The sequence below is a fragment of the Marinobacter psychrophilus genome (assembly GCF_001043175.1).
Classification (GTDB): domain Bacteria; phylum Pseudomonadota; class Gammaproteobacteria; order Pseudomonadales; family Oleiphilaceae; genus Marinobacter; species Marinobacter psychrophilus.
On the sequence record NZ_CP011494.1, the window covers coordinates 3,946,928 to 3,963,421 of the forward strand.

Below are 16,494 nucleotides of genomic sequence, written 5' to 3' on the forward strand. Positions count from 1 at the left end.
CCGTCTTCACAGGTTTATGCAGGCCTTATGCCACATCTTAAAAAGCAAATAACTCGCTCTTTTTATTAGCTTATTTTCTATCTACAGAAGAGTTTCTGTGGAAGAATTATGTATCGTTAGAGCGCACAAATTAAATATAGCAAGGTCAAACTCGGCATCAACTTGATGGGTGAGAAGCAAAAAACTGAACATTCAGCTTTCAATTCGAAGGGCAAGACCAACAAACGGAAGTAAAATGCCACCATCACATCCATTTGTCATATCTGCACCAGATCCGTCCAAATGCCCGAACCTGGAGCGGAGTCCGACGATGACAGTAGCGTTTAGAGTCGAGCACCGCCCCGGCGATGTTTCACCCGTTTGAGCAGCGCACTTGATTCAATGGCGAGAATTTCCGGGCGGGCAAACAAGTTCTCATTAACAAACGAATTGAAGGTTTCGTAACTGTCCGTGAGGGTGTGGATGTGCAGGCTTTTGAGATCGGTCATGATATAAAGGCTGACCACTTCCGGCTTGGATGCCAAGTCGTCCGCGACGGCTTCAATTGCAATGGGCGCTACCTTCAGATCAATGAAGGTAGAGATTACTTTACCCAGCTTTTCCGGATTGATCACCGCAGTGAACTGCTCAATCACGCCGCTCTCGACCATCGCCTGAACACGGGCTCGGGCATGGGTACGGGAGACATTCAGTTGGCGCGCAATGTCCGCAAAGGACGTGCGTCCGTCTTTGATCAGAAGGTTCAAAAGTGCCGTGTCGAGCTTGTTCATAAGACCTGTCCTACTTCGGGGTCGGTGTCATCGTAGATACACGTTCAACGAGAAGTAACTATCAGCCGCTTGAAGTCAAGTGCCTGAAATGACCCTAAACCCTTCGTTTGGCGAAAAACGGCGAGCCGGATCATTGGGTCGATTGCTCGGTTATCTAGCCCGTTAAATAACAAGACGAGCTTTTGTTAAGGAACACTAAGGAACGGCGCGCTCGACTATGCACTCGTAACCGCCCATTTCGAATTCACGGCAGATGAACGGGCGCTTCTGATAAATTGAGCAAGACATGGTGTTGCGGTCCAGCGCGGCGCACCAGCCGTCGTCCAGTCGGGCCATGGTGCGGCTACCCCACTGGTCGGTTGCAATGAAGCGCTCTGGCACGCCGGTCTCTGTAATCAGCATGACTTCGAGGCGACAGCAGCTGGCCTGGCAGCTTGAGCAGCTGATGGTGCTGTCTGGCAGGTTCTCTGCTTCAATCCTCATTGGAATGCGCCATTGTATTCTCCGCGGGCGTTGTAATCAGAGCAGCTCTTTGCGCAGCTGCGACGAACTTTTAGGTGACAGCAAACCCAGTGCGACATCAAACACGGTTTTCGCTCCAATTTCACCTGAGCGCGCCAGCCTATAAATAGTTCGAGTGTAGGCTACTGTGCTGCACCATTGAGTGCTGCAAAGTATTCATTCACTTTTTCATGGGTGTCAAAACTGTCCACCGTGTTAAAAAACTGCGTCAGGTGTGGCCCCTGTTCCGGTAGATCGGTTTTAGAACCACCACACAGAATCATTACATCCACTTCATCCTGATACTGCTCGACATCCGCCATAGCGTATACCGGCACCTTTTGATCTAAAAGTGTCACGCTGGCAGAATCACGGCGACTAAACACACAAATCAGCTCCATGTCTGAATTTTGTGCCAAACACGTTTCCACGCCCCGGCCCAAACTGCCATAACCGGCAATGGCTACTCTAATCTGATTAGTCATGGTGATTGAATCCATTTTCTTAAAACAATTTTGTGCACGAGAACACAGCTTCGAGGGCTTTGCAGAAGCCTAGTTCGTCGGTAAGCGCATAAAATAGACCCTCAAAATTAGCACGATAATACGCCAACTTTTAGTCTGCATCAGAAAGTACCGTTTGGCACAGTCAAAAACGGATGACTACGCCACCACAAAAGCCTTAAAAGTACGCTTGGGTGCCATAACAGCATTGCTGTTATCATCTTAAATTAGATTTTTACCAAGAGGAATTTATGGAAATTCAAAGATTTGAAACAGGCACTCGGATGAGCCGCGTTGTTATTCACAATCAGACCGTGTATCTAGCTGGCCAAGTAGGCAACGCCTCTGATGACGTAGCTGACCAAACCCGTGAAGCACTTGCCCGCGTTGATGCACTATTAACGAGCGTTGGTTCTAGCCGTGAAGATTTATTGCAGGTGATCATCTGGCTTTCTGATATGGCTGACTTTAAGGCTATGAATTCGGTGTGGGACGCGTGGGTACCGGCTGGCCATGCCCCTGCCCGAGCTTGTGGTGAGGCACGACTGGCAAGGCCTGAATTAAAGGTTGAATTGATCGTTACGGCCGCAGCAAGAGGCTGATTTGATAGAAGCCGCAGCATCATGCTGCGGCTCTGGAACTTGAACAGAAACAACCTGAATCTCGACCAAGATAGCCGTTAAGGCTCGGCCTCTGGTCACTTTTCTGCGCCATCAGGACACCAGCAGATACACCACCATCAGCACAGCCTCGATGAAGAGGCTATGAAACGTCTACGGCTTAACTCTTAAACCCTGAAGCGGGAAACATTCTTGCTTAAAGTTTGGCCAATGGTTTCAATATGACCACTATAAACATCGTTCTCACTCGCGGCAGCGGAAGCCTCTTGGCCTTGGTCTGCGATACGCGTGATGGATGCGTTGAGCTCTTCGGTTACTGAGGTTTGTTCTTCAGAAGCCGTCGCAATTTGCATTGTCATCTGGCTAATGGCCGTTATTGCATCGGCTACCCGGTTCAATGCATCCATAGCGTCCTGAGCTTTCTCCATGCTGACATTGGAAACAGCCTTGGACGCGTTCATCCCAGCGACGGCATCACTGGCCCCTTTCTGCAGGCGCTCAATCATGCTGTTTATTTCTTTGGTACTGGTTTGGGTTCTTTGGGCCAGGTTTCTCACTTCGTCCGCTACCACGGCAAACCCGCGGCCGGCGTCGCCCGCACGAGCCGCCTCTATTGCGGCGTTCAGAGCCAGCAAATTGGTTTGTTCCGCAATTCCCTGAATTACTTCAAGCACCGAGGTAATCGAAGTTACATCTTTGCCCAAATTGTTGATGACTTCGGCTGCAGCATTCACTTCTTGCGACAGTTTTCGCACCGCATCCCTGGATTGGCCGACGGTTTCCAATGAAGCCCGGCTTTCCTTGTCAGCCGTATTGGCCGCATCGGCTGTTTGCTGAGCATTCTGGGCGATTTCACCTGCGGCTGCGGACATTTCGTTAATTGCAGCTGCCACCATATCCACTTCGGCTTGCTGGCCTTCAACGCTCATCCGGCTTGAGCTGGCTGTTTTTTTCAATGCGACCACATTCGTTGCGAGGTCATCGCTACCACTTAGAACATCGTGCACGACCACTTGAATATTTTCGATAAAGCTATTGAAGCTGCCCGCGAGTTCTCCGAATTCATCCTTGGCACTGGCATCCAGGCGTTGGGTTAGATCGGCCTCACCAGAGCTGATGTCTGCCATTGCAGAGTTCAAACGCCGCACTGGGGCCATCAGTATTTTGATACACACGTTTAAAATGAACAGCGATACCAGTATGCCGACGAGCGCGAGGATTATCCCGGTCGTACGGGCACTTAGCATGGGAGCGTTGATTTTGTCGACGTTCACAAAAGTGCCCAGATACCAGTCAACGCCTCGCGCATCCTTAATCGGGTGAAAAGCGACTCGCCACGCCACATCGCCTGATTCGTAGAATTGACGAAGCCCGTCATACTTGGGCGGCACGCCAATCAAATCTTTAATGTTTTCTCCGATCAATTTGCTTTCGGGATGGAACAGGACAACACCTTCATCATTAACCAGGCCTGCGTAGCCAGTGTCAGCAAGCGTTATGGTGCCAAGCATTTTTTTGATAGCGTTCAAGCTTATATCCGCACCGGCCACACCAACGTTACTTCCACCGCTAACAGGCGCCAAAGCGGTAATGATCATTTCGCCGCTCGACGCGTCGCGATATGGCTCGGTAAACGAAGCCTTGCCTTCCGTCATACCTTTTTTGTACCACGGACGACCGCGGGGGTCGAAGCCAGCTGGGAGCGTTGCTTCCGCAGCCGTTGACTCCATCAGCATGCGACCCTCTTTATTACCGAGATACACATTAATGAAGCCACCGCCGGTAGAAACGGTTTGTAAAATATTACGCCTCTGTTCATCACTCTGTGCGTTTCCCAGACTTTCCGCCACAGCCTCTGTCATCACCAACCGGGTATTAAGCCATTCAGCGATACTGGATGTGTTCTGCGCCACAGCGTCTTTGATCAGTGCGTCAACGTAGGTGCTCGTTGTGCTTTTCAGCCGCATGTCGCCAACAATGGTAATAGTGCCCATCAAAAGCACTAATATTATGCCAAATGTGACCAAGAGCTTTTGCCCGAAAGTTAGTTGCACAGTATGTCCTCGTCTTTTTGCAGGCGGGTTATAAAGAATATTCGTATAGGTAGGCTTATCGGCAGGTACTGCGATGTCTTTAATGAATTTTACGACTGATTAAAGGCGAACGACAGTAACACGAAAGTCGCTTACTACAGGTCAGATTTTCGCCGCTACTGTTGTTCCTGCTGTCCCGACGCGGACGTCACTCGGCTTCTGTTCCATGAGTTGGCCGATGGTCTGACCGACCTTCAGCACCGCCATCTCCACTTTGCGAGTGGGCAGGTTGGCGAAATTCATCCGAATGCAGTTACGGTATTTTCCCGCTGCCGAGAAAATATTGCCGCATGCGACTTGTACGTTCTGGGCTTCCAACAGGCGATTGAGGGCATAGCTGTCGAACTCTTCCGACAGCTCGATCCACAGCGTAAACCCCCCTTGGGGTTGGCTGATTCGGGTGCCCGCCGGGAAATAGCGGTTAACCCATTCGCTCATCAGGTCGCCGTGGCGCCCGAGCCAATGTATTTCATGTGCAGCACCTGTGGCAGGTAGCGTCCCGGGGCGATCCAGCCGACCCGAAGGCCGGGTGCCACTGTCTTGGAGAATGAACTGCACAGAAGAACCCGATTGTCCTCATCAAAGGACTTCAGTGAGCGCGGCCGCGGATAGCGATATGATAGATCACCATAGATATCGTCTTCAATGATCGGCACGTCAAAACGCTGGGCCAGGCGGACAAGCTTGAGCTTGCGATCGTCGGGCATGATGTAGCCTAGGGGGTTGTTACAGTTGGCAGTCAATTGGATAACTTTGACCGGCCATTGCTCCATGGCCATTTCCAAGGCTTCCAGGTTGATGCCAGTGACAGGGTCAGTGGGAATCTCCAGTGCCTTGAGGTCGGCGGCCTTGAGAATTTGCGTGATGCCGTGGTAGCTCGGCGAGGCAATGGCAACGATGTCGCCGGGCACGCAAACCGCGCGTATGGCGGTAGACAGGGCTTCCTGGCAACCGCTGGTGACGATTATGTCGGCCGGGGTCAGGCTGCAGCCCGAATCAATGGACAGTCTTTGCGACGTTTCCTGACTCGGCCGTCGTATTTAAATGCGTTTAATATCACCATGAGCCTGGTGCTATTGATATCGTTAATTCCGGTTTTAAAAAAACTGTCATTTCCGCAATGGGGGTTTTGAACTCACAGAAAAGTTGTTAAGACACAACCAGTGCGATCAATTTGCACTCGGCGCCTTCGGTCGACAGCGTGCAGATTATCGATGTCGCGCGCTTCCACACAACACGGGGCGAGCGACTGTACAAACAATCTGAGCTCACGCCCTGAATGGGGAAAACCCGCGCCAAGGAGCCAGATCATCGTTGCTTCAGGTAGGTTTTTCGGCAAGCCACTTTAAGCCAGCAATAGCTTGCAGTGTTCACTGTGCGCGCTGACGCGATGGGTATGAGAGGGTTCTATGTTTGAGTTTTCAAGTTTCGCTGCCGCACTGGGAGTTTACGTGATCGGCACCGCAAGCCCGGGGCCAGGCAACCTGGCGATTGCGAATACCTCGCTCAATTACGGGCGCACACCGGGCCTGGCGTTGGCCGCCGGGGTCATTTCCGGATCGTTATGCTGGGGTGCAATGACGGCTGCCGGCGTCTCGGCGCTGTTGATGTCCAACACGCAGGTGCTGGTGTGGTTGAAGATATTGGGCGCCTGCTATCTGTTCTTCCTGGCCTGGAAGTCGATCCGCGGTGCGCTAGCGCACAACGCCGTGATCATGGAGTGCTCGCAGGATAAACAGACGCGCAACCTAGGCTTCTATTTGCAAGGGCTGGGCATTCACTTGACCAACCCCAAGGCGACCTTGACTTGGTTCACCGTGACCACTGTCGGACTAAGTGCCAGCGCGCCGATCTGGGCCAGTTTTGTCCTGGTGGCGAGCTGTGCGGTTTTGGGAGGCGTGATTTTCTGCACTTATGCACTGGCCTTCTCCGCGCATTCGGCGGAACGGTTTTTCACCCGTACCCGTAAATCGTTCGGGCTGATTTGCGCGGTCTTTTATTCGATGGTAGCCATCGGTTTTCTCAGCTCACTATTCTGAGGCACCGGTAAAAGTTTCATCCATAAAACGAGAAACTATCATGCACATCCGGGCACTAACTTGGCAATTGCCTGACTGTAGTGAAAACAGTTAGTGCAGCTCATCCCGGTTATCGGGGGCAGTAGAGCCAAGCGTATCAAACTCACCTTTGCCTTCGGGCTTTATATCTTCTGCATTTCTGGTTACCGTCTTATTAATCGGCATGCTTAACATAATTTTTGCTGAGCTTTCGACGTCAAAATCAACCAGTTCAATGCGCTCAATCAGGATGCTTCGAGCGTCGAATTCTTGCTGGGTTATATCCGTAATTGGAAATGAAAAATTCGCGCGTTCTCCTGCACGCATCTCCTTATTTCGCGATGTATCTATTGTTTCTCCGTTGCGCGAATACGTTACTCTGACAACCAGAAACGTCGCCGTTTGCGCTAAAACGGAAACGCTTATATCCACGTTCGTCATTCCCATCGAGCTATCAACAGGTGTCATTGAAAACCCGGTGATACTTAATTTCGAATCAACAACTGAAATAACGTGCTCTATTTTTTTTGTAGAAGGCTTTCCGTTTATTTCACCGGTGAACTCTGCCTTGAAGGTATGAATTCCAGATTTTTTTGGTATGTACTGCGCCAAGTAGCTTTGGTCTGTAACATTAATTCTTACACCGTCCGGGCGAACCATATTATTTGACACGGTCAAACTATCAATTTTTTCGTTAGTTTTATTGAAAACCTCGATGGTGTGACCTTCTATGCTATTCTCTACGCCATGTGTTGATAGCGACATTTGTATTATCGTAGGCTGCCCAACCTGTATTCGGGTTTCGTAAGCGTTTATCCACGCTGAGTACTTCGGTATCAGACCGATGCTAAGTTGGAGATCAACGTTTTTTTTGCTATCTCTATCGGTCTTTAAAAATTTAACCGTCCACTCACCAGGCTTTGGATCCACTATTCTTGGAAACCCCCATTGGTTTACACGTGCTTCAGGGGGGAACGTTCTAGAAGGAATAAAATAGCCTTTTCCAGAAGAGCTTGACGCTACCCGTTTATTATCAGGATCGAATAGCTCAATGTGAAAATCCGAGTGTGTCGACTTAACAGAAAACGTCATACCGCTTTCGTCTGTATTTACTGGCACAAAGATTGGGAAGATCAGGGATTCGGTATCTGCGGGTATTCTTATGGCGGCGACTTTATGGGTATTTATCTGCAAATTTAATGAGGCGTTTGGCGCTGATGGCGCTTCATTACACCCTAAAACCATAAGGCAAAAAATAACAACGAGTAAGCCTTGAACGCCATTTCTCATGATATTCCCTTCGTATTTGGTCTACACCCAAACTATAAAACATCATGATTCATAAAAATGTCACTGTATACACAGATTATCGACGTTTTTTAAAGGGAAAGTTTGATGATTTCAAAGACCCGCAATTGCGGCACACTCTTGAATACTTTTTTGCAATAGACGTTATCAAAATAGCGTAGCGAGACCTGTTCTTGAATGAAACAAAGGACTCGCTGGATCCACTAGAAACAGGAGGGTGATAAGAATCACCACTCCAATCTACAAATTTAACCAATAATAGGCAAATTTCTCCACGCTCGCTTGTGTAACAACTCGCAACCATTTTCAGTTATCAGAATATTATCCTCATGCACCATCATTTTTCCTGGGGCATAGGTCATACCCGGTTCCAATGTGAGAATCATGCCGGCTTGCAATTCCACATCACCGTTTGGCACATTTGAGGGCCACTCTGTCAACTGCATACCCAAACCATGACCCATACGGCCGACATCGTTACCCAAGGCGCCCGATTTCTCTAGCACCGACCACATCGCCTGCCAGACTTCGCCAGTCGTTCTTCCCGGTGCTGCGATGCGTAAGCCCGCTTCCGTGGAGTTATATACTGCATCATAAGCATCCACAGTTAACGCATCGACCTGACCAAAGGCGTAATTGCGATCGAAATCACTGAAGTACCCGTCAAAATTAGCGCCCGTATCAATTATCAACACATCGCCACTGCCTAGTTTACGGTCTGTTGGGCCCATGATGATGTTGTCATACCCGCCCTGTCCCGAAGCCGAAATCAAATATGGGCACGCATCCGCGCCCAGCCGCAGCATTTCCAGGTGCATTGCCTTGCACGCTTCACGCTCTGTCATGCCCAGTTGCAGATGCTCCAGCAGAAAATCAAACCCTGCTGCCGTTACTTCGCAGGCAAAGCGAATTTTGGCCGTTTCCGCTTCAGATTTAACACTGCGTAACCCCCGGATAATCAGCGAAACGTCCACCCAAAAATGCTGACTCAGTTCCTCTTGCAGCAACGCGAAGTTTGCTGCAGGCATCCGTAAATGGGTTTCAGGCCCCATCATTGCCCCAATCCGCCCGCTGCCCTTGGCACACGAAGACAGCGTATCGGCCAACAGCGAAATCCCGTCATCCTCCGGCCGCGGTGATGGCCAGCTACGCACATCCTCGATCCAGGTTTGGCGCAGGCCAGCCGCACCTATCTCCGGCACGACCGCGATCGGCTTGCCACTCACAGGAATCACCAAAAACCATGGTCGGGTGGGGCTCTCCCAGAACTGTGACCTAAAACCGCTAAAATAACGGAATTCAGGTTCCGTAGTAAAAAACACGACGTCGATATTCTGCTCAGCCATATGCGCCTGCAATGCCTCTGTGCGAGTTTTAAACTCCACAGTCTCAAATCCGCGTGATGGTGCAATCAAAGTATCAGTCATTTTGGCTACTCTCGTTATTCTGGCCTATGGCCTACAGTAAAAATTACAGATGCCATTAAAGCGGGTCCACATAAACGTGGTATTAGTCGAACGCCAAATCTCTCAAAGATAAGGCAACACCCGGGAAGAAAATTAGAATTGCCGTCATAGCAAACAGAATGAGAATGAATGGTAACGTGCCGCGAATTACATCCATATACGGCCGATTGAAAATTGCTATAGCAGTAAAGATATCGCAACCAAAAGGAGGAGTAGCGGATCCAATTGCCATCTGCAAAGTAACCATAACACCCACAAGCACAGGGTCTAGGCCCACGCTTTCAGCTATTGGCACAAAAATGGGCGTCAAGATCAACAACACTACTAATGAGTCGACAAACATACATCCAACGAAGAAAGCGAGTGCTATGACAAACAACACAAACTCTGGAGACGCATTCTCTAGACTTAAAGGCGCCAGCAATTCCTGCGGAATCTGCTCAAAAGAAATGTACCAGGAAAAAGATTGGCCGATGCCCACCAGAATAAACACCACGGCCGTGATCAGGCCCGTGCTCAAAGCGGAGTCCATCAAGTCTTTGATCTTGAGCTGACGATAGATAACACACTCAACTAACACCGCATACAGCACGGCAAAGGCAGCGGCTTCAGTAGGCGTCATAATACCGGAGTAGATACCACCAACGATCAGTACAGGAAAACCCAGCGGCAAAATCGATTTCTTAAGCGCTCGTAGCCTCTCTGCCCAATCCGTTTTCTCCACCAAAGCAATGTCGTCAGAATGCTTAATACTGTAGAAATAGCAATAGACCGAAAACATCAATGCCAACAGCAAACCGGGACCGATACCTGCAACGAAAAGCTCACCCACACTGGTGTTAGCCAAGGTACCGTACAAGATTAGACCAATGCTGGGCGGGATCAGGAAAGCAATGTCACTGGCGTTAATAATCAACGCCATAACAAAACTGTCTTTGTACCCCGCCTGCAGCAATTTGGGCCGCATAATTTTGCCGACTGACACCACAGTGGCCTGAGTAGAGCCCGACACCGAACCGAACAGGGTACAACTGATACAGGTAGTAATCGGCAGACCGCCGCGCATGTGGCCGACAAAAGACTGAACTAGGCCAAGTAGATTATGTGCCGTATGGCCACGAGTCATGATATCCGCCGCCAATATAAACATGGGAACAGCAATCAGCGCGTTGGGTGATATCCCAGTCACCATCTGTTGAATGATCACTTGAGGATCAGTGGCAGAGAAATGAACCAAGCCGATCAAAGCCGCGACAGCCAGCGGCACTACCATTGGAAAACTCATGAACAGCAAAATAACCATCACAGTCACGAGCGTGAATGTAATCACGTATATGTCCAGAGTACCCGCAACGATATCCGCAAAAAACTGGGCAGCCGAATTCATATCCCACCCTCGTCCGGGTCTATATTACTTTCAATAATTTCATACGACAGGTAAATATCGCTGTGTGTGAGGTTCATGATCAGACTGATAAAATACTGAATTCCCGCCATTGCAAGGCCCAGAGGAATTATTGAATAAATCAGATAAACCGGAATCTGCAACGCTGGGCTTAGGCGATTAATCTCCTTAAGCTCCAGAACATAATTAAAAGCGAGGTAGGCCAGAAAAAACATAAGCATAGCCGTTACGGCCGCGATCAATATCGAAATGACTTTTTTGGCTGTATGATTGAGAACGTCGTAGACGGCCGTCATTCGTATATTTCGCCCCTTACGCACGGCATAAGCAAATCCAATAAACGTAACAGACACGATTAAAAACTGATTGAGTTCTTCAGCAAAGAAAATGCTTTGGTTAAAAAAATAGCGACCGATTGCGTTGGCAGTAGAATTCAGCATCATGAAAACAATAGAAAAACAAACGACATATTTTTCAATCTTTTCGGTAATAAAGCTGATTTTGCTAAGCAGGTATTTCATTACTTAACCCCCAAACCACCAGTCCTTTGGTGGCTATCTTCGTTGAATAAATGGTTAATGATGCCCCACTAATCAATTAGGATTTGTTGGCTTCCTCAACTTCTTTAAGCAACCCCTGCAGAATATTACGAGCACCTTCACGAGCCGCGTCTTTCTCACTATCTTCGTAAGCATTTTCGACAACGTCGTAATAAGTTTCATGCAACTCTTTTGCAAGCGTCTCGAATCGACTGCGCTCTTCTTCGTTCAACATCACAACTGTCATCGAAGGGCGTTCTTCGAGAATGAGATCCATGCTTTCTTGGTTGATGCGAATCTGATAATCAAACGCGGCTTGCTCAGCTTCTGCGACAGCTTTTTTGATCATCAACTGCTTTTCAGGGCTAATGCTTTTAAACCAGTCATTGTTGGTAGATACGGTAGCAACATAAGGCTGCTGGCCCGGGAACATAAGGTGAGTCTGCACTTCATGCCATTTAGCGTTATAGATGAAGTACATAGGATTGACCATGCCGTCAATAGTGCCTAATTGTAGGGATCCGTAAACCTCGCCCCACGAAAGTGGCGTTGGCGTAGCGCCAAATACTTTATAGGTTTCTACCGGGATCGTTGAGGTAAAAGTGCGAATCTTTTGGCTGGCAAAGTCTTCCGGGCTGCGTATGGGCTTGTTCGCGCCCCAAACCATCTCACCTTCTGAAAGCATGGACAACAGCTTCAAGTTTACATTTTCAAACTTCTCGGACAGATCTCCGTAAATAGTTTTACTACTCGTCAGTACTTCGCGAATAACCTGTTCATCGGTTCCTAACAAATACGGAAGGCTGAGTGCCTGCACCTCAGGCACGTAAGAGCCAAGATGGCCCGTGCCAACAGAGACGAATTGAATTGTGCCGTTAGCAGCTAGCTCGACAATGTCGTTTTCAGTGCCTAGCTGGCCGTAGTAATATATTCTGACTTTGATGTCACCGTCTGATTCCTGTTTGATAACATCGGCAAACTTTTTAGCGTATATTGCCTGAACATCGCCTTTATCTTCTTCACTAGCGAACTTCCAGGTTTCTGCCTGAACGGTGCTAACGTTTCCTAGGCTAATGCCCAAAGTGATAAGGAGTACGAATAACTTTTTCATATAACCGCCTTTATATATTTTATGTTATAGGTTTGAAAAATTTCCAGGTTCAACTGAGTCTATCTATTCGAGAACATTACCAGCCAGCGTGACCCAATAGCCCGCCCCATATTTCAAAATATCGTCATTAAAATCGTACTTTGGATTATGGAGTGCACAACCGCCTTTTGATTCAACGCCATTGCCCAACAGCCCGTAAGCACCAGGTTTAACCCTTAGCATGCTTGAAAAATCTTCTGAAATCGTGAAAGGTTCACAATTAGCATTCACCTGTTCAGCCCCCAGAGCCTGCGTTGCCGCAACGACAGCAAGACCCGTCTCGTATTCACTATTAATAGTGGGATAGAAGGTGTTGATGAACTCAAACTCGTAGCTTGCTCCTGCCGCCTGACAAATACCGGCGACGATTTGCTCCATTCTTTTTTCAATTCGTGCCAGCGTGTCTTCAGTAAAACAGCGGCAGTCTCCTTTAATCACAACCTCAGAAGGGATGACATTAACCGTCCCATTGGTTATGAACTCTGTAGCAGATACAACCGCTGTGTCACGGATGGCATTTAAACTGCGAGAAACAATGGTTTGTAATCCTAGTATCACTTGTGAACCGACCACAATTGGGTCTACGCCAGTGTGAGGCATAGCTGCGTGACCGCCGATTCCTTGGATCCGAATCTGAAAACTGCTTTCACTTGCCATCAGCGAGCCGGGACGAATCAGAAAGTGACCAGCCGGTAGACCTGGGAGATTGTGCAGACCATAAACGGCATCAATGTCGAAACGCTCAAACAAACCATCGTTGATCATCGCCTGAGCGCCGCAACCGTGCTCTTCATCTGGCTGAAAAATAAAATAGACTGTGCCATTAAAGCTGCGATGCTGGGCCAGATAGGAAGCGGCGCCCAATAACATTGCGGAATGTCCGTCATGCCCGCAGGCATGCATCTTGCCATGATGGCGAGAACAGTGGTCGAAAGTGTTCTGTTCCTTAATTTGAAGCGCATCCATGTCAGCACGCAGGCCGACACTCGCCTTGCCATCTCCGTTTTTTAAGATCCCGACAAGACCAACCTGTCCAATGCCGCGCACTACTTCAATTCCCCAAGAAGTCAGTTTTTCTGCAATGAAGTCTGCTGTCTGGTCTACCTCGAAACCACATTCGGGAAAAGTGTGAATATGACGTCGCCATTCGGTCATGGCTGTTATCAAATTGGTGTCAAATTTGATCATGAAGAGACCTCCAACGGCGGCGTATGCGCCGCAAAATGATTGCAATCGGGTTTAGGGGAAAGATGGCAGGACAGTAAATGACCGTAGCCGGACACTGCACCCGAGTACTGCAGTAAACGAAGGCTGTGCCATGCCAGTAACTGATTACTGGTGATTACAGGTTTCCCCAGCTGTCGTTCGATACGCTCAACAAGTTGGGCGCTACGCAACGCGGTACATGAGATAAACAGTAGATCGGAATCAGGATCGCAAGCTTGTATCGCCGCTTCTTCAATGTCCTGCAGACTAATAAAGGACATAGCTGTGTCGTCTTCAAATCCAAAGCCAGCGATGTTGAGCACCTCGCAGTCAGCGTGCGAAAACGCTCGTACCACATCCTCGTTAACGGCTTGGGTATAGGGCGTAAGGATCGAAATTCGCTTAGCATTTAGTTCAGTGAACGCAGCGAAGGCCGCCGTGACAGGATTAGTAACGATGGCTCCCGGCCGAACCGCATGAACTAATTCTGTTACCCGCTCACTGCCTATCGCTACCGTGCCGGAAGTGCACGCGTAGATAACGACATCCAGTATAGTGCCAGGCAAAATAGCATCAGCAGCAGCGCTGATACCCGGCGCCATAGTACGCAGATTTTCGATTGTTAACGGGTTATAGTTGCGTACCCGACTGGTAAACATTTCTACTCCACTAGGGTATATGCGCCGCAAGTCCTGCTCAAGATTAAAGTCTGTCGCAAGAGTGATGACGCCAACCCGACCTAATGGGGCCAGGTGATCCAAGGCATAACGCGGTGATAATGTCTCTGTTCTCATTATTTTATTCTCACGCGCCTTTGGGCCTATGAATTGGATGCTAATGCCCGATCAACTACGTCAATGCTACGCAACTGATTTGCAGAAATTCATACAATTTGCACCCGAGGATGAGGAAAATATGCAAATCTACGTATATATGTATTTTTATCACACTTTGCACTTACCAGAATTCATAGAGCACGTGCCGCACTAGCACTTATTATGCAGACCCAAGCAATGCAGGCATCCAATATGAGCTCAATCGACAACTTTGATCGCAACATCCTCAGGATCATGCAAGCTTCAAACCGCACCACCTCTGACCAGATAGCCGAACAAGTTGGTTTATCACCCGCTGCTGTTCAGCGCCGAGTCAAACGAATGCGTGAACAGCAAATTATCAGCGCCGACGTATCGTGTGTGAGCGCTAAGGCGCTCGGCCGAAATGTAACGTTGATCGTGCAAGTCAGCTTGGAGCGCGAACGTTCTGATCTAATGGATTTGTTCAAAAAAGAAATGAAAAAACGGGAGGAGGTACAGCAGTGTTACTACGTGACGGGTAGTGCTGATTTCATACTCGTAGTGACCGCCTTCGATATGGAAGATTATGAGCGATTCACCAGCGACGCATTTTTCGAAAATAATAACGTGCGCAGTTTCCAGACGCACGTCGTTATGGACCCGGTAAAAGTCGGTTTAACAGTACCGGTAGAAGAAAAAAAGGATTAGAACGCATGCTTGAAAAAGGTAAAAGTAGGCGGTCACTAGACCGCCTACTGAGGACTAATTGGGCTCATCCAACTAACTGTTGATATAGCTCGGGATCGGTAGCACCCTCAGTACCCAGCACCAAGACCGTACTATCACGATCCAACCCAAGTGCCGCCGAAAATTCGCCGCTTTGACGCGCGCGAATCGCCGCTGCCAGTCCCGGTACCCCCGATTCGCCAGCCTCTACGGCTTGGTCGTGACGATAGCCTTTCGCCAGCATGCGCATCGTCAACGGTATCGCGTCCTCGCTCAGGGTCATAAAATCATCGGCACCGGTTTCAAGAATTTTCCATGCGAGTAGCGAGACTTCGCCACAAGCCAGACCAGCCATCAACGTTTCCAGATCGCCTTCCACAACCACAGGCTTACCTGCGCGGGCACTTTGCTGCAGGCAGTTCGCTTTCTCAGGCTCAACCACGACAAAGCGCGGGCGCTTTTCGCCCCACAAATCCCAAAAATAGCCGAATACGGCCGCAGCCAAACCACCGACACCGCCCTGGATAAAGACGTGGGTTGGGATTTCTCCATCCAATTGCTCGACAATCTCAGCCAGCATCACCGTATAGCCCAGAGCCACATCCTTGGGAATTTCCATGTAGCCTTCATAACTCGTATCGGAGACGATAATGCGGCCATGTGCCTTAGCATCTGCATCCGCTTGGCGGACAGATTCGTCATAATTCCCGCTAATACGGATGACTTCTGCATCATAGGCTTCCATTGCCTGCTTTCGGCCTTCAGTTACATCACGATGAACATAAATCACACACCCACAGCCAAACATCTGCGCGCCCCAAGCGACAGACCGGCCATGATTGCCATCTGTCGCGCAACTCACCACTATTTCCGCCACTTCGGTTTTCCAACTACCATTTAACAGGTCAGCAATATCTGGACGGATGCCCATTTTTTGCTCCAGTGCCAACTGCAACTGACGCGCCACTGCGTAGGCTCCACCCAGTGCCTTGAAGCTCTTCAAATCAAAGCGGCTGGATTCATCCTTGTACCAGATACGCGCCAAATCGACATCAGCCGCTAAAGACTCGAATGAATACAAGGGCGTTACCGCGTAACCCGGCCAAGTTTTGATATCGCGAATCGCATCAACACTTGCCGCCACGCTGAGCACATCCTTTTGGCTCTGGCTATAGGCAAGCTTGGTGTCGGCCTTCGGATTAGCGAAATGAGTCAGTCTTCCTGTGAGGTCTAGCATAGTTGTTACTGCCTTCTTTACTATTGGCAAGATTGACAAGCTGCGCTTAAGCGCTATCGCTGCTCCTCTGAAAGAGCCGCAAAGCCAATCCTGTTCCAGAATGAGGTTGCTCACCA

Annotated in this window: 15 protein-coding genes and 1 pseudogene; 3 read left to right on the forward strand and 13 right to left on the reverse strand. The window is 49.1% G+C overall.

Annotated elements, in window-relative coordinates; translation table 11 throughout:
- Positions 1-323: 323 nt before the first annotated feature.
- The 3 genes from ABA45_RS17955 to ABA45_RS17965 all read right to left on the reverse strand — a co-directional run bounded on the left by ABA45_RS17955 (position 324) and on the right by ABA45_RS17965 (position 1,756).
- Positions 324-770, reverse strand: coding sequence for an Lrp/AsnC family transcriptional regulator (locus ABA45_RS17955; RefSeq protein WP_014873094.1), 447 nt, complete (start codon positions 768-770; stop codon positions 324-326).
- A 195-nt stretch (positions 771-965) separates the two neighbouring features.
- Positions 966-1,253, reverse strand: coding sequence for a YkgJ family cysteine cluster protein (locus ABA45_RS17960; RefSeq protein WP_014873095.1), 288 nt, complete (start codon positions 1,251-1,253; stop codon positions 966-968).
- Between the two features lie 161 nt (positions 1,254-1,414).
- Complete coding sequence (locus tag ABA45_RS17965; protein WP_227506078.1) at positions 1,415-1,756, reverse strand: hypothetical protein; 342 nt, start codon at positions 1,754-1,756, stop codon at positions 1,415-1,417.
- Between the two features lie 269 nt (positions 1,757-2,025).
- Here ABA45_RS17965 and ABA45_RS17970 point away from each other — a divergent pair, with 269 nt between their 5' ends.
- The gene (locus tag ABA45_RS17970; protein ID WP_048388459.1) at positions 2,026-2,376 is read left to right on the forward strand and encodes a RidA family protein; all 351 of its coding nucleotides are present in this window, start codon (positions 2,026-2,028) and stop codon (positions 2,374-2,376) included.
- A gap of 185 nt (positions 2,377-2,561) precedes the next feature.
- Here ABA45_RS17970 and ABA45_RS17975 read toward each other — a convergent pair whose 3' ends face one another.
- The gene (locus tag ABA45_RS17975; RefSeq protein WP_048388461.1) at positions 2,562-4,448 is read right to left on the reverse strand and encodes a methyl-accepting chemotaxis protein; all 1,887 of its coding nucleotides are present in this window, start codon (positions 4,446-4,448) and stop codon (positions 2,562-2,564) included.
- A 141-nt stretch (positions 4,449-4,589) separates the two neighbouring features.
- Positions 4,590-5,512, reverse strand: a pseudogene (locus ABA45_RS17980) (aminotransferase-like domain-containing protein); the annotation flags it as partial.
- 384 nt (positions 5,513-5,896) lie between these two features.
- Here ABA45_RS17980 and ABA45_RS17985 point away from each other — a divergent pair.
- A complete protein-coding gene (locus ABA45_RS17985; RefSeq protein ID WP_048388463.1) occupies positions 5,897-6,526 on the forward strand; it encodes a LysE family translocator in 630 nt (209 codons plus the stop codon).
- Between the two features lie 90 nt (positions 6,527-6,616).
- On the opposite strand, the gene ABA45_RS17990 is transcribed toward ABA45_RS17985, so the two are convergent.
- The 7 genes from ABA45_RS17990 to ABA45_RS18020 form a co-directional block, all read right to left on the reverse strand.
- Positions 6,617-7,834 (reverse strand): hypothetical protein, encoded by a 1,218-nt coding sequence (locus ABA45_RS17990; protein WP_048388466.1) that lies wholly within the window; start codon positions 7,832-7,834, stop codon positions 6,617-6,619.
- Between the two features lie 266 nt (positions 7,835-8,100).
- Positions 8,101-9,279: a M24 family metallopeptidase gene (locus ABA45_RS17995; RefSeq protein WP_048388468.1), complete on the reverse strand. Its 1,179-nt coding sequence runs from the start codon at positions 9,277-9,279 to the stop codon at positions 8,101-8,103.
- Positions 9,280-9,361: 82 nt separating this feature from the next.
- Positions 9,362-10,705 (reverse strand): TRAP transporter large permease, encoded by a 1,344-nt coding sequence (locus ABA45_RS18000; RefSeq protein WP_048388470.1) that lies wholly within the window; start codon positions 10,703-10,705, stop codon positions 9,362-9,364.
- On the reverse strand, positions 10,702-11,244 hold the full coding sequence (locus tag ABA45_RS18005; protein ID WP_048388471.1) for a TRAP transporter small permease: 543 nt from the start codon (positions 11,242-11,244) through the stop codon (positions 10,702-10,704). Before ABA45_RS18005 ends, ABA45_RS18000 begins: the two co-directional genes overlap by 4 nt.
- A 76-nt stretch (positions 11,245-11,320) precedes the next feature.
- A complete protein-coding gene (locus ABA45_RS18010; protein WP_048388473.1) occupies positions 11,321-12,373 on the reverse strand; it encodes a TRAP transporter substrate-binding protein in 1,053 nt (350 codons plus the stop codon).
- Between the two features lie 63 nt (positions 12,374-12,436).
- Positions 12,437-13,600: a M20 aminoacylase family protein gene (locus ABA45_RS18015; protein WP_048388474.1), complete on the reverse strand. Its 1,164-nt coding sequence runs from the start codon at positions 13,598-13,600 to the stop codon at positions 12,437-12,439.
- The gene (locus ABA45_RS18020) at positions 13,597-14,412 is read right to left on the reverse strand and encodes a maleate cis-trans isomerase family protein (protein ID WP_048388478.1); all 816 of its coding nucleotides are present in this window, start codon (positions 14,410-14,412) and stop codon (positions 13,597-13,599) included. The genes ABA45_RS18015 and ABA45_RS18020 overlap by 4 nt, the downstream gene beginning before the upstream one ends.
- 234 nt (positions 14,413-14,646) lie before the next feature.
- Between ABA45_RS18020 and ABA45_RS18025 the strand changes: the two genes are divergently transcribed.
- A complete protein-coding gene (locus ABA45_RS18025) occupies positions 14,647-15,123 on the forward strand; it encodes an Lrp/AsnC family transcriptional regulator (protein WP_227506079.1) in 477 nt (158 codons plus the stop codon).
- A gap of 64 nt (positions 15,124-15,187) precedes the next feature.
- Here the strand turns inward: ABA45_RS18025 and ABA45_RS18030 are convergent, their stop codons facing one another.
- The gene (locus ABA45_RS18030) at positions 15,188-16,378 is read right to left on the reverse strand and encodes a diaminopropionate ammonia-lyase (RefSeq protein ID WP_048388479.1); all 1,191 of its coding nucleotides are present in this window, start codon (positions 16,376-16,378) and stop codon (positions 15,188-15,190) included.
- Positions 16,379-16,494 lie beyond the last annotated feature (116 nt).

Excerpts from the sequence above, each read along its gene's own strand:
- ABA45_RS17995 (WP_048388468.1), bottom strand. The coding sequence starts at position 9,279 with ATGACTGATACTTTGATTGCACCATCACGCGGATTTGAGACTGTGGAG.
- ABA45_RS18005 (WP_048388471.1), bottom strand. The coding sequence starts at position 11,244 with ATGAAATACCTGCTTAGCAAAATCAGCTTTATTACCGAAAAGATTGAA.
- ABA45_RS18015 (WP_048388474.1), bottom strand. The coding sequence starts at position 13,600 with ATGATCAAATTTGACACCAATTTGATAACAGCCATGACCGAATGGCGA.
- ABA45_RS18025 (WP_227506079.1), top strand. The coding sequence starts at position 14,647 with ATGAGCTCAATCGACAACTTTGATCGCAACATCCTCAGGATCATGCAA.
- ABA45_RS18010 (WP_048388473.1), bottom strand. The coding sequence starts at position 12,373 with ATGAAAAAGTTATTCGTACTCCTTATCACTTTGGGCATTAGCCTAGGA.
- ABA45_RS17960 (WP_014873095.1), bottom strand. The coding sequence starts at position 1,253 with ATGAGGATTGAAGCAGAGAACCTGCCAGACAGCACCATCAGCTGCTCA.
- ABA45_RS17970 (WP_048388459.1), top strand. The coding sequence starts at position 2,026 with ATGGAAATTCAAAGATTTGAAACAGGCACTCGGATGAGCCGCGTTGTT.
- ABA45_RS17990 (WP_048388466.1), bottom strand. The coding sequence starts at position 7,834 with ATGAGAAATGGCGTTCAAGGCTTACTCGTTGTTATTTTTTGCCTTATG.
- ABA45_RS17985 (WP_048388463.1), top strand. The coding sequence starts at position 5,897 with ATGTTTGAGTTTTCAAGTTTCGCTGCCGCACTGGGAGTTTACGTGATC.
- ABA45_RS17955 (WP_014873094.1), bottom strand. The coding sequence starts at position 770 with ATGAACAAGCTCGACACGGCACTTTTGAACCTTCTGATCAAAGACGGA.
- ABA45_RS17965 (WP_227506078.1), bottom strand. The coding sequence starts at position 1,756 with ATGACTAATCAGATTAGAGTAGCCATTGCCGGTTATGGCAGTTTGGGC.
- ABA45_RS18000 (WP_048388470.1), bottom strand. The coding sequence starts at position 10,705 with ATGAATTCGGCTGCCCAGTTTTTTGCGGATATCGTTGCGGGTACTCTG.
- ABA45_RS18030 (WP_048388479.1), bottom strand. The coding sequence starts at position 16,378 with ATGCTAGACCTCACAGGAAGACTGACTCATTTCGCTAATCCGAAGGCC.
- ABA45_RS18020 (WP_048388478.1), bottom strand. The coding sequence starts at position 14,412 with ATGAGAACAGAGACATTATCACCGCGTTATGCCTTGGATCACCTGGCC.